At 45.3% G+C, this 15,079-nt stretch carries 12 protein-coding genes and 1 pseudogene; 5 read left to right on the forward strand and 8 right to left on the reverse strand.

The window, feature by feature from the left end; all coding sequences use genetic code 11:
• Positions 1-15: 15 nt before the first annotated feature.
• The gene (locus AB4558_RS05620; RefSeq protein ID WP_017059201.1) at positions 16-1,146 is read right to left on the reverse strand and encodes a PcfJ domain-containing protein; all 1,131 of its coding nucleotides are present in this window, start codon (positions 1,144-1,146) and stop codon (positions 16-18) included.
• A 235-nt stretch (positions 1,147-1,381) separates the two neighbouring features.
• Between AB4558_RS05620 and AB4558_RS05625 the strand changes: the two genes are divergently transcribed.
• The 4 genes from AB4558_RS05625 to AB4558_RS05640 all read left to right on the forward strand — a co-directional run bounded on the left by AB4558_RS05625 (position 1,382) and on the right by AB4558_RS05640 (position 5,682).
• Positions 1,382-1,804, forward strand: coding sequence for a universal stress protein (locus tag AB4558_RS05625; RefSeq protein WP_017063967.1), 423 nt, complete (start codon positions 1,382-1,384; stop codon positions 1,802-1,804).
• Between the two features lie 193 nt (positions 1,805-1,997).
• Entirely contained in the window at positions 1,998-3,374 is a 1,377-nt protein-coding gene (locus AB4558_RS05630; RefSeq protein WP_372074074.1) for a DASH family cryptochrome, read from the forward strand.
• Positions 3,371-4,942 (forward strand): cryptochrome/photolyase family protein, encoded by a 1,572-nt coding sequence (locus AB4558_RS05635; RefSeq protein ID WP_372074072.1) that lies wholly within the window; start codon positions 3,371-3,373, stop codon positions 4,940-4,942. The genes AB4558_RS05630 and AB4558_RS05635 overlap by 4 nt, the downstream gene beginning before the upstream one ends.
• Positions 4,942-5,682 (forward strand): SDR family oxidoreductase, encoded by a 741-nt coding sequence (locus AB4558_RS05640; protein WP_372074071.1) that lies wholly within the window; start codon positions 4,942-4,944, stop codon positions 5,680-5,682. Before AB4558_RS05635 ends, AB4558_RS05640 begins: the two co-directional genes overlap by 1 nt.
• 147 nt (positions 5,683-5,829) lie before the next feature.
• On the opposite strand, the gene AB4558_RS05645 is transcribed toward AB4558_RS05640, so the two are convergent.
• From AB4558_RS05645 to AB4558_RS05675, 7 genes and pseudogenes are all read right to left on the reverse strand, one after another.
• Positions 5,830-6,714, reverse strand: coding sequence for a PA4780 family RIO1-like protein kinase (locus AB4558_RS05645; RefSeq protein ID WP_029235559.1), 885 nt, complete (start codon positions 6,712-6,714; stop codon positions 5,830-5,832).
• 160 nt (positions 6,715-6,874) lie between these two features.
• Positions 6,875-7,009 carry a DUF2256 domain-containing protein gene (locus AB4558_RS05650; protein WP_081324519.1) on the reverse strand — a complete coding sequence of 45 codons (135 nt, stop codon included), beginning with the start codon at positions 7,007-7,009 and terminating at the stop codon, positions 6,875-6,877.
• 336 nt (positions 7,010-7,345) lie between these two features.
• Entirely contained in the window at positions 7,346-11,062 is a 3,717-nt protein-coding gene (locus AB4558_RS05655) for an AAA family ATPase (protein WP_372158304.1), read from the reverse strand.
• Between the two features lie 5 nt (positions 11,063-11,067).
• Entirely contained in the window at positions 11,068-12,321 is a 1,254-nt protein-coding gene (gene sbcD, locus AB4558_RS05660; RefSeq protein WP_372074067.1) for an exonuclease subunit SbcD, read from the reverse strand.
• Between the two features lie 213 nt (positions 12,322-12,534).
• Positions 12,535-12,692, reverse strand: a pseudogene (locus tag AB4558_RS05665) (porin family protein); the annotation flags it as partial.
• A 13-nt stretch (positions 12,693-12,705) separates the two neighbouring features.
• A complete protein-coding gene (locus tag AB4558_RS05670; protein WP_017059193.1) occupies positions 12,706-13,302 on the reverse strand; it encodes a LysE/ArgO family amino acid transporter in 597 nt (198 codons plus the stop codon).
• 14 nt (positions 13,303-13,316) lie between these two features.
• Entirely contained in the window at positions 13,317-13,841 is a 525-nt protein-coding gene (locus tag AB4558_RS05675) for a GNAT family N-acetyltransferase (protein WP_017059192.1), read from the reverse strand.
• 459 nt (positions 13,842-14,300) lie between these two features.
• On the opposite strand from AB4558_RS05675, the gene AB4558_RS05680 reads away from it, so the two are divergent.
• Positions 14,301-15,044 carry a class I SAM-dependent methyltransferase gene (locus AB4558_RS05680; protein ID WP_029235856.1) on the forward strand — a complete coding sequence of 248 codons (744 nt, stop codon included), beginning with the start codon at positions 14,301-14,303 and terminating at the stop codon, positions 15,042-15,044.
• The last annotated feature ends 35 nt before the right edge of the window (positions 15,045-15,079 follow it).

Raw genomic sequence — 15,079 nt, forward strand, 5'->3', positions numbered from 1 at the left:
TATTGCTTGGGATGGTTATTGCTTAGGATACTTCTGCTTACTCGCTTCTAACCAGTCGTGAATCACTTGGCGAGCGGATTCTGACGGCGGTGCATTTCGTTTTCCGCAGATTTGGTCTATTTCAAAAGGAAATGCTTTGCTCGGGACGCGGCGTAAACCTATGGTTAAACGCTGAGGCTTGAGCATGCGGAACACCACATAACGATCGCTCATGATTCGGTTGTGATACACGCCAATACAGTGCTTCTGCTCGATGCCTTCGTGTTCAAGGTCGTAATAATCCGTGAGCGGATGAATGTTGTCATTGCCAAGTAAAGGAACGGGATAAGGGATGTCTTTATCCATTGGGCAGTTACCCTCCAAACGACGTAATTGGCGTTGCTCCGTCCAGCGGTCATGGAGTTGTTCAAACATCGCAAAAGAGTTCTGACTGGTAATCGCGCGCAGTGGATCATCCATCTCCAAATCTTGCCCTAGCAATATCGCATCTTGGAACATCGCCATCTTCGACGGTGCGTTAAGTCTGCCCTCTTCCACCATTGCAATCCCTAGCCTGCTACCAGTTAGAAATGGATGAACTTGGTCCAAACGCAGGGCTGTGTATCCAACTTTTGAGTAATGCTTAAACTTAAGAACTCGTCTTTGCAGTGGCTCGAGAATGCGAACAATGTGGTCGAGTTCATCACCAACATTGTAATGAAGCTCTAGCTTGTCGATGAATTTGAGTGTCGCCTTGCTGCCGTCTAAGCCCAACTTGGTAAGGATCTTCTTCTGCCCTAAGCGACTTAGTGCCAGTGCTTTCTTGTTGTCGACACTGTATTTCATGCAGATCAAAGCCAAAATAACAGGCCTTAATTCAAGCAATTGCGCGGCTTCATAAGTATTCGCAGCAAGCCACAACATCTGGTATTGGTATTCTGGAAAGTCGTCGGTGATTTCACGATAACGCGCAGGTAATGAATTTAGCCAACGACCATTCACGTCAAACTGTTCAACAAGGTTGAGGCTCAGCCCAATGCCTCCATCAAGCGGTCGTCTACCATCTTCAAACACATGAAAGCCGACGAGCTTTTGAGACCAGTCTCGGATCTCAATATCGTAGTCGAAACCTAATGTTCGAGTGGGAATGGTTAGTAGTGCTGTCATTGATGCCTCTTCGTTATTGGCGCATTGAACTATCAAGCCTATCTAACAGCATAAGCTAGCGCTTCAACCACTATATCAACCTTTTGTAAATTTCTTATCAATCAAAGCGATATAAATACGATAGTGCTTAGAAGAACATTGAATGATGATTTTACGCATTATGAGACCTCTTCGATATCATTTGTGCCAACAGAAACTATGCTTGATACATAACTCACAACAAGAGGCTTTAATTATGGATTACCGACATATTCTGGTCGCACTTGAACTGTCTGACGACACCAAGATTCTCATTGATAGAGCGACCTTCTTCGCTGATAAACTGGAGGCTGGCATTTCATTTGTTTATATCGATGGTACGCATGGAGAAATTTACCCAGAGCTCGTTGATATTCAAGGAAATGACGGTGATTTACCCATCAATGAAGATGCCGTTAAGCATTTGAAAGAGTTTGAAGCCTACGCCAAACACCCAATTAAGCACATTTTCGTGGGAACGGGTGATTTGAACGATAAGCTCAAAAATGCCATCGAAGCAAATGGCGTTGACCTATTGCTGTGTGGCCATCACCATGATTTTTGGCATAAGCTCATCTCCCATTCTAAACAGATCATCGATACTTCCCCTATCGATATTCTCGTTGTTCCTATGGAATAGAAGCTCCAGTTCGACACTCAAAAATAACCGGCTTTGCCAACCTCTATCGGTATTATTGGTTGGCTTGATATCCTCTTCAACACACTCATCCTGATCGAAATCTCCTATTTCCCGCTTAGAGTAGAAATTTGTGATCTTGTCAGCTTATCAACTCGTAAGCGTCTAATAATTAACAAATCGCCGAGTGAAAGTAATGAAAAAGATTGGCCTGTATCTTTTTACAAACGACTTAAGAATCAACGACAATGCGCTACTTTACCAAGCAAGCCAAATCGTCGATGAGCTCGTTTGTGTGGTTGTCGAACCGCTTCTGTCTCACTACTCAGCACAGTTCGCCCAAGAACAGCAATATGGCGCTCACCGCATAGCTTTCATTTCACAATCGATAAGCGATCTTAAGGCTAACCTGAGCGACCTAGAGCAAACACTCATCGTCCTTACACAAGACCAAGATAAAAGCGAGAACGTTAAATACTCGCTCAACGAGATTATCTCTGCTCTAAACGTCACTCACTTGTTTGCAAATGTTCATTGTGGCTACAACGAGCAACAGCTAGTGCAATCAACATTGGCTGACTGCCCGAACTTAACTCCGATTCAAACTCACAACTCGACTCTGTTTGAGCTCGATGACTACCCTTTTACGTTAGACAAGTTACCACGCTCGTTTACCAAGTTCAGAAAACTCATCGAGCACTTGTCTGTCGATACACACAGTTTGATCATAACGACGTTACCACCAGCACCAGACCTAACAGAAACGTCACACTGTCACTCAAAGGCATCCCTTTTTATGACGAACGATTTGACGAGCGAGCAAAGTTTCAAAGGCGGTGAAACATCGGGGTTAGTACATCTCGACCACTACTTCTCACACGATTACGCGAGCCGCTATAAACAGACTCGGAATGTGTTGGATGGCATCGAGAACTCGACCAAGTTTTCACCGTGGCTCGCATTAGGTTGTGTCTCACCGAAAACAATCTGCAGACACCTCTCTCGATTTGAGTCGCATCATGGTTCCAATGATTCAACCTACTGGATCTATTTCGAGCTGTTGTGGCGTGAGTATTTTTATTGGAAAAGCATGTCGTTGAAGGCATCGTTATTTACAGGCTCATACACAAACCCCGTTATAGCAGAGAGTAGCACTCAATCGGCAAGCCTTAATTTTTCCAAATGGAAGAGCGGTAACACCAACTACCCGATTGTCGATGCATGCATGCGCCAGCTTAACGCGACTGGCTACATGTCCAATCGCGGAAGGCAGTTAGCCGCAAGCTGTTTGATTTACGAGTTGGGCGTCGACTGGCGACACGGCGCGGCCTATTTCGAAAGCCAACTTGTCGACTATGACGTGGCATCTAACTGGGGGAATTGGGCGTATATCGCTGGGGCTCTCAATCAACCAACCCACAACAGCGAAACTAAAAACCAGTCACAACCTAAATCACGCCATTTTGATTTAGCCAAGCAGACTGAAATGTACGACCCAGACCATGCCTTCATCAATCAATGGACAGGCGGTAACGCAGTCACAACAAGCCTCACAAACCAGGACGCATTATGAAATTTAAAACGGTACGACTTGTATTAGGTGACCAACTCAACATTGAGCATTCATGGTTTAGACAGGTTAACGATGACGTTATTTACATCATTGCTGAGCTAAAACAAGAAACAGATTATGTTGCCTCTCACGTTCAAAAAGTGGCCGCGTTTTTCTGTGCGATGGGTTACTTCGCTAACGAACTCAAAGAACAAGGTCATCAAGTACTACACCTTACTCTTGACGACACAACGCAATTTGAAAACCTAGACACACTTCTAAAGCACTATGTACACGAATTCGGCGCAGAGAAATTCGAATATCAAAGGCCAGATGAATATCGCCTCTTAGAGCAGATGAACAAGCTCAAGCTGACCAATGCGACCAAAGGTTGTTGTGATACAGAACACTTCCTCTTTCCATTCGAAGAGATCGAACAACAGTTTCCAAAAGACAAACACATCGTGATGGAACACTTCTATCGCCGAATGAGAAAACGTTTCGACATTTTGCTAGAAGACGGAAAGCCCGTTGGCGGAAAATGGAATTACGACGCGAACAATCGAAATAAGCTCAAGAAACAAGACATCGAAAACCTACCTCAGCCGCTGATGTTTACCAATGATATAACCGACATTTTGCAACGTATCGAACGTCACCAAGTACAAACCATTGGTCAAGTCGGTAACCAGTTACTATGGCCGGTGAACCGCGCACAAAGCTTGTCTCTACTCGCTCATTTCTGCCAAGTCTGCTTGCCGTTATTTGGGCAGTTTCAAGATGCGATGACGACAGAGCACGACTCTAAATGGAGCTTGTATCATAGCCGTATATCGTTCTCGCTGAACAGTAAACTGCTGAGCCCTAAAGAAGTGATTGATGCAGCACTGTCGGCCTACCAAGCATCCTGTCTTCGAGACAGCTCACCAGATAAGCCAAGCATCGATATTGCACAGGTCGAAGGATTTGTACGCCAAATACTGGGGTGGCGAGAGTACATACGCGCCGTCTATTGGGCAAACATGCCTGCTTACGCCAACAAAAACCATTACTCAGCACATAATAACCTGCCCCATTACTTTTGGGACGGACAAACCAAGATGAACTGCATGAAGCATGCGATTGACCAGTCTCTTGAGTTTGCTTACGCGCACCACATCCAAAGGTTAATGATCACTGGCAACTTCTGTTTAATCACGGGTATAGACCCTGACCAAGTCGATAGTTGGTACCTCGGTATTTACGTCGACGCGATTGAGTGGGTTGAAATGCCAAATACGCGAGGTATGGCACTGTTTGCGGATGGCGGGATCGTAGGAACCAAACCATACTCTGCCAGCGGTTCCTATATCAACCGCATGAGTGACTACTGCAAAGGCTGTCACTACAAGATAAAAGAACGCAGCGGCGAGCAATCTTGCCCTTTCAATAGCTTGTATTGGCGCTTTATGGACCAGCACCGCGATGCGTTAAACCGCAACCCACGTATGGGCATGTTATATCGCTCTTGGGACAACATGGATGAGCAATCACAACAAGCGATTCTCGATACTGCTGAACAACGAATCACAAACTTGGAGAACTTATAATGGTGGAGCAACTCAGATTACACATATTGGTGGTCGGTGGGAGCGGCGGTATTGGTTTCGCTGTGGTTAAACACCTATTATCTGAGCTCTCTCGGTTTGATTTTCTTGATGTGCATGTAGACGCGACTTACCACTCTCAACAGCCGGAACTAGAAAACAATCGCTTGAGCTGGCACAAAGTCGACGCCACCGACGAAGCTGATATTAAGCGCTTGAGTTCTGAGTTTGAACAACTTGATTGGCTGATCAACTGCGTGGGTATGCTCCACACTCCAGATCTTGGACCGGAAAAGAACTTGTCGTCCATCGACCCTGAGTTTTTCCTCAAAAACATCTCTGTGAATACCCTGCCCAGCTTGTTATTAGCAAAACACTTCACGCCGATACTTAAAGCGAGCGACAATCCAAAGTTTGCTGTGGTATCCGCAAAGGTTGGCAGTATTTCAGACAACAGATTAGGCGGTTGGTATAGCTACCGCTCATCGAAAGCAGCCCTAAATATGTTCATCAAAACCATGTCGATCGAATGGCAACGCACCATTAAGAAAGGCACCGTGTTGGCTCTGCACCCGGGCACGACAGACACAGCTCTGTCGAAGCCTTTTCGGACCAATGTCCCTGAAGGTAAGTTGTTTGAGTCAAGCTATGTCGCCCATCAGTTGGTCGATATTATTCGCACTGCCACACCGGATAACAGTGGGCACTTCTACGCTTACGATGGTGAACAGTTAAATTGGTAGTTGATACGAGTGTCCGTCTTTCATTAGTGCTAAAAAAGAAAACCCAACAGAGTTGAAGCTCCATTGGGTTTTTATTTAGAAAGAACGCCTCTGTTTTAAAAGGCGTTTGGTTGATATCTAGCTAAAGATCAAAACTGATCATCACGATTATTCAGCCCAATTGAACTTAGTATCGTCAACACCTTCTTTCTCTTCTTTAGCTCGCTCGCGTCGATGTTGTTCTTCAATTCGCGCAGCGTCTATCTCTTGCATGATGGCTTCGATATCAGCCAAGTCGTCGGTTTCCGTAAACTCACCCGTCAGTTTGCTGTCTGGCTTCAAGTCGCCTTTCTCGTACAGCGCCCACATTTCCTTGGCATACTCGGTTTTTGCCAGTTCAGGAGCAAACTGAGCGTAATAGTCACGGATGTTATTGATGTCACGCGCCAGCATCCACTCAGCGTTGTTGTTAGCCGAAGCGTCAACCGCTTGTGGTAGGTCGATAATTACTGGACCGTACTCATCCACCAATACGTTGAACTCAGACAAGTCACCATGGATCAAACCAACACACAGCATTTTAACTACGTAAGTCATCATCACGGCGTGGTCTTCGATCGCTTGCTCTGCTGACATCACCACATCGTTCAAACGTGGTGCAACGTAACCCTCATCGTCAGTGACCAGCTCCATAAGCAGTACGCCATCAAAGCAACCATAAGGGACAGGCACACGAACACCCGCTTCTGCCAGTTTATATAAAGCATCCACTTCAGCACTTTGCCAAACCTTTTCTTGTTGTTCACGACCAAAGCCAGAGCCTTTTTCCATCGCTCGTGCACGGCGGCTATTCCGGACTTTTCGGCCTTCACGATACGCGGTCGCTTTTTTAAAGCTGCGTTGGCTAATTTCCTTATATACCTTGGCACAACGGATCGTATCGCCGCAGCGCACAATGTACACCGATGCTTCTTTGCCACTCATGAGTTGGCTTGTCACCTCGTCGACTAAACCGTCGTCAACTAAAGGCTGTATTCTTTTAGGTATCTTCATGCCGCCTTTATACATCACTTATCTTACAGATAGAAATATTAACTTGAGAAATGAATGACGAAACGATTAAAGGATCATCAAAATTACGACAAAGGAAGGAAATATTGGAGTTAACGGGTTTAGATCATGAGGATTGACCTGATCTATTCAGATTATGGGACTAAGACTTATTACGACGACAACGTTCAGAACAGTAGATCACGTCATCCCAACAGCGCTGCCATTTTTTACGCCATGCGAAAGGCTTTTGGCAAACAGGACATATCTTAGTCGGTAAATGGGGTTTCTTGTGCATGGCCGTTCCCTTCTTGAAGCATCCACTTCCTGCGTTTACTAGAGATTCCCTATTACGCTCGTACCTCGCTTTAGGGAATGACGAAGGTAATGCGAACAAATCTAGATTCCCTATTACGTTCGTACCTCGCTTTAGAGAATGACGAAGGCAATACGAACAAAGCCTAGTTCTCTATGACGTTTGTTCCTGACTTTAAGGAGTGACTGCGTAGTGATTTGTGACTACTCCCGACTCCGTCATCCTCGAGAAGGAGGAACGACTGAGTCGGGGATCTGCTTCATCTAGCTCTGTTTCTATTTCTGCGCAGATAAATTTAGCAAGAACCAAAGTAACAACCTAAGCGACAACCTTGTACTGCTTCTCCATCTCACTCACACCTAAGCCAGAGTGTTTTGTCACTTTAAGCTGAACGGGCACTCGCTCTTTCAGTGCTTCAACGTGGCTAATGACACCGATCATCTTGCCTGATGCATTCAAGTTATCTAACGCGTTAAGGGCAATGTCCAATGTGTCACTATCCAACGTGCCGAAACCTTCATCTAAGAACAGAGAATCAATACTGGTTTTGTAGCTCACAAGATCAGAAAGCGCTAATGCCAACGCCAAGCTCACCAAGAAGCTTTCGCCACCTGATAAAGTCTTTGTATCACGCATCACATCGCCCTGCCATGTATCAAGCACTTGCAGTTCTAAGCCATCATCGGCTTTACGTTTTAGCTCGTAACGACCATGCAAACGCTGTAGCTGCTTGTTCGCCAAGTACACCAAGTTTTCCAGTGTTAGACCTTGAGCAAACTTACGGAACTTGTCGCCGTTCTTAGAACCAATAAGTGAATTCAGACGTGAAATATCATCAAACTCGACCTGCTGCTCGTCGATCTGCTTGAACAGATCTTGCTGATTACTGCGGTTCTGGCTATCCGTTTCAAGATTGGCGGAAATTGCACCGATCTTTGTCGCATGGCTTTGCTGTGCGTTTTGACACTCAGTAGTCGCTTCTTCAACTTGCTGTTGGTCTTGCTCTTGCCATGCTTTCGCATTTTCGTGATTTTGTAGCTCCACTTGTGTCGCTGTGGCGGTGTTCAACCTAGCTTGCGCACTGACAATCGCTTCGTCTAAAGACTTCTTCAAGCTTTGAAGTTGAGTTCTAACCTCTTCATCTAACAACGCTGCTTCAAAATTAGCCTCATCTTCGAATGGGCTGGTTTTCAGCGCTGCTAACCAAGCATTCGACGCTTGTATGTAGCTCGATTGCTTACTGACTAACTCGTCCGAGAAACCAGTTTGTTTGGTTTGCTCGGTTCGATGTTCCAGCTCGCAACGGTTAAGCACTAACTGCGCAGCATCAAATGCATTTACCGCTTCAGTGACTTTTTGCTTCATCGCATTGCTGGTGGCTTGAATGTCTTTATCACCAAACAATTCTGTTCTTTCAGCCGTTACACGAGTCAGCTCTAACACTAGAGACTCACTCTCTTGCTTCAGTGTCGCGAGCTCTTTCTCAACACTGCTTAGCTTGTCATCTAAGGTTTTCAATTCGGCATTTTGAGTGATCAGTTGCTTCTCAATATCGGCCTGTTGCTGTTTAGTTTGCTGCCATGAGCTTGATGCTTGCGATTTCGCAGTAAACCAATCATCAATATGTTCAAGTTCAGGCGCTTCGATAGCCGTTTGAACAATGCTCTCTTTCAGAGCGTTCCATTGCTGTTCTTTTGCTAGAGCTATCTGAGCCACTTGTTCGTTCGTGCTGTGATTTTGCTTATTCAGATCCGCTAAGCGTTGCTCGGCCAACTCGAGATTAGACTGCGCTTTGTCAGCCATAACACTCACAGACAGGCGTTGTTTCTCAGCTTCAGCATAGTGTGCTTTCGCATCAGCCAACGCTTTGAGTTGCTGCGAGCTCCGACTTAGTTGAAGTTCACATTGCTGAGCAAATGTCGCGACTGTAGCTTCATTGCCTAAATCGTTAATCGTTAGCAGCGCCAGTTCAGGAGCCGTGCCAACGAAATCCGATAAGCTCTGTTGAAGCTTGCCGACAACGCCTTGCCAATTCAGCTGAGCTTGTTGAATATCCGCTTGCGCACGTTGAATGTCATCGTTAAGCGCCACAATCACAAGGGTAAGAGAATCTAACTGCTGACGATGCTCTTGGCCTTCTTTCTGAATCGCTGCTAATTCTTGTTCCTCAAGCTCTTTCTGGGCATTCAAATCCTTCGAACTTTGTGATTGTTCGATCGCATGGTCTGTTGAACCACACAATGGACAATCCATACCTGGCTTCAATGACGCTCGGTATTTCGCAAGGTCACCTTCTTGATCAATTAAGCGAACTAAACGTTCAAGTGAGGTCTTTTTTTCTTGGTATCGCAGAAGCAACACTTCACGCTCTTTCGAAAGCTTGTCGACCAACTGGGTGTTGGTTTGATGTGCCTGTGTTTTTGCGTGCAGCTGTTGTTGGGCATTTAGGAAACCACGATTGATCTCGAGTAATGAGTGCGTATTGCGATTCCAAAACTCCAACAGATCTTTTTGCGAATTCAACACTTGCTCGCTAGTGTTGCCTTGCAAGGCTTCCCACTGTTGCTTTGCACTACTCTCGAGAACAACCAATTCAGCTAAAGTTTTATCTTGCGTTGCTTTAGCGTCTTGCGCAGATTTGATGATCGTTTGCTGAGCATCAACCGCAGACAAAGCTTGCTTCGCTGAGTTCAACTGCTCAGAATGCTGACGCTCTAAAGTGCGGACTTGCTCAACTTTGGCTTGCCACTGACCTAAGTGTTTTTCTAACTGTTGGTCAGCTTGATGGGTATTTAAGTACTCAGTGCTGAGTTGTTGCTGTTGTTTTAGCTCATCAACTTTTTTAACCAAAACGACCTGTTGCTTGCTCTGCTGCGTGCGCTGCTCATTGAGTGTATTCACTGCATTAACGGCCGCAGTTTGTTTGTCTTTGAGTACGGCAATTTGGTTATCTAGCGGGCGGACAAGATCGATGATCTTCTCTTGTTCTTGTTGCTCGGTTTTAACCTGTTCGACAATTGCACTGCTTTGAGTCAGTTTAGTTTGCGCGTCTTGCTTCTCTGCATCACGAACGGCAAGTAACTTAGCGCTGTTATCTAAATGAGCTTGAGTAGTGTTCACCTCTAGTTCGCAACGCTTTAAATCTTTGTGCATTGGGCGCAGCTTTTCAGCCGGTTCACTGTATGCCAAACGCTCTAGTGATGGTTGGTTACGGCCTAGTTTATCTTGAGCTGTTTTAAGATCGTGCTCACTGGTCGCGATAGTTTGCTCAGCTTTAGTCACGTCTTTCCACCAGCTGAGATGCGCTTGCCACTCTTTTAATTGCTCGGCTAAACGCTTCTGCTCGGCTTCTAGCGTTTCTCGTTCTGCGGTTAGCTCTTTGATTTGCTCTTCAGACAGTAATCTCACACCTTCTGCTTTCGCTTTGAGCTGATTAAGCGATGTTTCACTCGACTTAAAGTGATCGTAGATGCGCTCTGAGATCAGGCTATACACTTCGGTACCCGTCAGCTCTTCTAGTAGCTCTGCACGATCGTTGGCATTGGCATTTAAGAACGCCGCAAACTCACCCTGAGACAGCATGATCGATTTAGTAAAGCGTGAGAAATCGAGGCCCGTGACCTGCTCCACCAGCTTGGTCTTCTTGGTCAACATGGTCTCTAAGACTTTGTCGGTGTCCGCATCGGCAAACTCGCACGTTGGCGTTTGCAATGCGCCATCGTGTTTTCCACGCGCTCGCTTTTGGTGGAAATTAGATCGGTACGTTTTACCTTGAACTTCAAATTCCAGTTCAGCAAAACACTCACCCGTGCCACGCGTCATTAATTCGTTGTTGCCTTTAGCTATGCTCTTTAAACGCGGTGTGCGGTGGAACAATGCCAAACAAATCGCATCAAGAATGGTGGTTTTACCCGCCCCTGTTGGGCCAGTAATCGCAAACAGACCATTTTCTGCAAACGGTGATTGGGTGAAATCGAGCTTCCAACGCCCTTTCAAAGAGTTCAGGTTTTCAAATTCTAGGCTTAAAATCTTCATACTGGTTACTCTTCTACTTTATTTGGTGTTTGAGCGCTTTCAGACACTTCAACCATCACTTGTTTAAACTTCACCGTCATTCGCTCTAAACGTGCTTTTTCAGAATCGGTTTCAAACTCTTCTAAGGCAATACGCTTCGTAAACACGTCCATCGGGCTCAGTTCAGATAAGGTCTCTGCCGACTCTTGCTCTAATGCTTGATTACGACGCTCTCTTGCTCGGCGCAGTTGAAGTACTTCCACATTCAATCCTTCGGTCAGTGCGCGCATACGTTCTTGTAGATCCGACAAGTAATCTTGCGCTTGCACTTCTATCGATAACCATACGCTTTGGTCGCTATCTAAACCTATGTATTGGTTAAGCTGAGATTCGATCTCGCTCAAGTCGCCTTTGATTTCAGCTAGAGGTTGGAATGTGGGAACAGGCAGTTGAGAAATGGTGCGCTCACCTTCAACAAACTCAACCACACACACTTGTTTTTGAGACTTAAGTTCATCAAAACTTAGTGGGATTGGAGAGCCTGAATAACGAATGTATTCACGCTTTGCCACCACTTGTGGGCGGTGGATATGACCAAGTGCAATATAGTCTGCGTCTGGGAAGCCATCAGCGGCAAAACCATCAAGGTTGCCGACATAGATATCACGTACCGAATCCGATTGTTGAACACCCATCGCAGTTAAGTGGCCGGTAGCGATGATCGGCATGTGCTCGCTGTTTGCAAACGTCGCGCGCTTAGCAACCGCCGCATCATAAACACTTTGATAATGCTGTTTGATTGCATCGCCGAGTTGCTTCTGACGCTCAACGCCAGTGACACCCGCCTGGCTCATCAACACATCGCGAGGGCGAATAAAAGGAATGGCACAAACCAGCGCTTCTACATCGCCGTTCTTACCTTTTAGTTCGACAACCTGAGTCGCATGATCTTCATTGGTGTTCGGAATTACGTCTGCGCCCATGTACTTCAGTAATTGCTGTGTCTCCTTCAACACAGACACCGAGTCATGGTTACCACCTAATAACACCAATTTGCAACCGATCTTGTTCGAATCGACCACAAACTTGTTATACATCTCACGAGCGTAACTCGGCGGTGTACTGGTATCGAAAATGTCGCCAGCAACAATGATCGCGTCGATGTCGTGCTCTGTAACTTGCTCAAGTAACCATTGTAAAAACCGTTCATGTTCATTCTTACGGCTTTTATTGTAGAAGTTTTGGCCAAGGTGCCAATCGGACGTGTGAAGAATCTTCATTGCTGCTCACTGGAAGTCGGTAATACCTTTAATCTACCAAAATAGTCGAGATAATTCCCTTTTATAAGCTTGTGAAAACCAACTAATTTCAGGCTTTGGACCAACTCCGCCCATAGCGTGACCAATCGTTATTTTTGACATAAAAAAACCGCTCAACGTTAGAGCGGTTTTAGGTGTCCATAGCTTTAGCTTTAAGCTATTTCACAGAGGTCGTCAAAAATTGTACGAAGCGCCCAGAGTTACTGTGCTAAACGCTACATCACGGCTTTCGGGCCGAAGAATTCGATATTTACTGCATCTGCTTGTGAGATTAAACGTAAGGTTAGGCTTTCTACTGGCGTGTATTCAACACCTATACCAAAATGGAAGCCTAATTACGCGCAGCTAGACAATCAAAGATATTGCAATAGATGCCATGATCACGCCAACGACAAATTCCAACACCTTCCACGCTCTCGGGTTCTTAAACATTGGAGCCAAGAAGCGAGCGCCATATCCAAGTGAAAAGAAGAACACGAATGACGCCGATACCGCCCCAGCGCCAAACAACATTTGATCCGGTTGATATTGAGTTGAGATAGACCCCAGCAATACCACAGTATCCAAATACACATGCGGGTTAAGCCAAGTGAACGCCAAACACATCGCAATCGCTTTGGTTAATGAGTCTTTAGTTTCTGCCGTGGCTTCTAAGGCGTGGTTTTCGGTAAATGCTGATCGGAAGCTTAAGAATGAATAGACACCCAAAAAGATAGCGCCACCATAACGGGCGAACTGCTCAATTTGTGGGAACTGCTTAACGATTGCGCCAAAGCCCGTCACGCCAAAGCTAATCAGTAAGGCGTCAGAAATGGCACATACAGCACAAACTGCCAATACGTGTTGGTTCTTAAGCCCTTGCTTTAAAACAAACGCATTTTGAGAGCCAATCGCAAGAATCAGCGAAAGGCCAAGGGAGAAACCTGCAAAGTAAGTCGACATCTAAGGCTAGTCTCTTAACGCAACTCAATACTCATAAACTGGCTGTGCGGGTCTAACACATAATCAGCAAAGGGTTCACAGTATCCGAAGCCAAACTTTTCATACAGGTTACGCGCAGCCTTAAAGTAGTCTTCTGAGCCGGTCTCTAAACTGATTGTTTGATACTGGCGGGCGGTTGCTGTATCCAATACGTGCTGTAAAAGTTGGCTCGCAACACCTGACTTTCGAGCAAACTGTGAGGTTCTCATCGATTTGAGTTCAGCGTGTTGGGTATTTAGCTCTTTAATGGCAACACACCCAAGTAGTTGGCTGTCTTTCCAAGCACTGAAAAAAGTAATCTCTGGTGACTTGAGCCCATCTAGATCCAGTGCATGAACGCTTTCGGCTGGCGAAGTGGCGTACATATCAGCGAGGTGCTCTTCAAGTAATTCAATGACTTCCCCACCCGACAAGTCATCCACCTTAATTTCTATTGAAGCACTGCTTTCCAATGCTGTTCTATTTTCCATTGAACCCTGTGCATTTATTGCTGATGTCATTGTTTCAACTCTCCTTGTTTAGTTCGCTTATTTAGCTTGAGTGATTTGGTTTTTATCAACAGCCCACTTTCCTGAATTGTTTCCTTTTCAAGAACTCGGTTTGAATCAGTAAAATTACTGATTAATCATAAAATTATAAATGTCACACTGGGTTTACCTAGATACCATATTTTTCCTATCTCGTCTCGTGATAAAAGCGTTCCGCAAAGCCCGTATGGTCGCTGCATTGAGGGAGCAACACCTGTTTTAGTTAACGAATAAGTAGTCAGGGCAAAGTGAATAGCGATGACACGCGTACTGATGTTGTTGGCAGCTTAAACATCCCTTTAAACGGTCTCATTTAAAACGACCATAAGTTAGAAAATAAAACGCTTTCATTGATCGAATATTTGATTGCGATTTTCCAATTTCGGTATATGATGCGCCACCCTAATTTTTCAGCTTATGCTGCAGGCAAATATGTCCGCCAACGCACTCTATACCGACCTATCCGGTTACTATGATTTAATGTGTGTAGATATTGACTACCAAGCGCAAAGTAACTGCGTACGTAGACTCCATCAAATCTTTGGAAATGAAGGAAAAACACACCTCGACTTAGCTTGTGGCACTGGCCCACACGTTCGTCATTTTATTGATTTCGGTTACCAAAGCGGTGGCCTAGATCTTAACAAGCCGATGTTAGATATCGCAGAAGTTCGCTGCCCGGAAGCCAAGTTCTCAGTACAAAACATGAGTAACTTTGAGGTCACGGAACCACTCGATCTTATCACTTGCTTCCTGTATTCCATCCATTACAACGATGGCCTTGAGAAGCTTAAAGAGTGTATTGAAAGTGTGCATCGTGCGTTAAAGCCAGAAGGTATTTTCTGTTTTAACGTGGTTGATAAAGACAAGATCAGCAATGACCTGTTTGTTAGACACACAACAAACCAAGACAAAGACGATTTCACGTTCCGTTCTGGTTGGTATTACTCTGGTCAGGGTGATAAGCAAGCGCTAAAGCTTAGCATCGAAAAGACGACTGCTGGTGAAACTCAAGTGTGGAATGATGAACACCCAATGGTGGCATTCTCGTTTAAAGAGTTAATCGAGATATTGAAGCCCTACTTCGAGGTTAATATCTTCGAGCACGATTACGATAAGCTGATTCCTTGGGATACTCAGTCCGGTAATGCGCTGATCACATGTGTCAAAATCTAGATTAATAGATAAACGGCAAATTAAACCAAATCTAT

This window comes from Vibrio sp. 10N.222.51.C5 (genome assembly GCF_041474575.1).
GTDB classification, from domain to species: domain Bacteria; phylum Pseudomonadota; class Gammaproteobacteria; order Enterobacterales; family Vibrionaceae; genus Vibrio; species Vibrio crassostreae_C.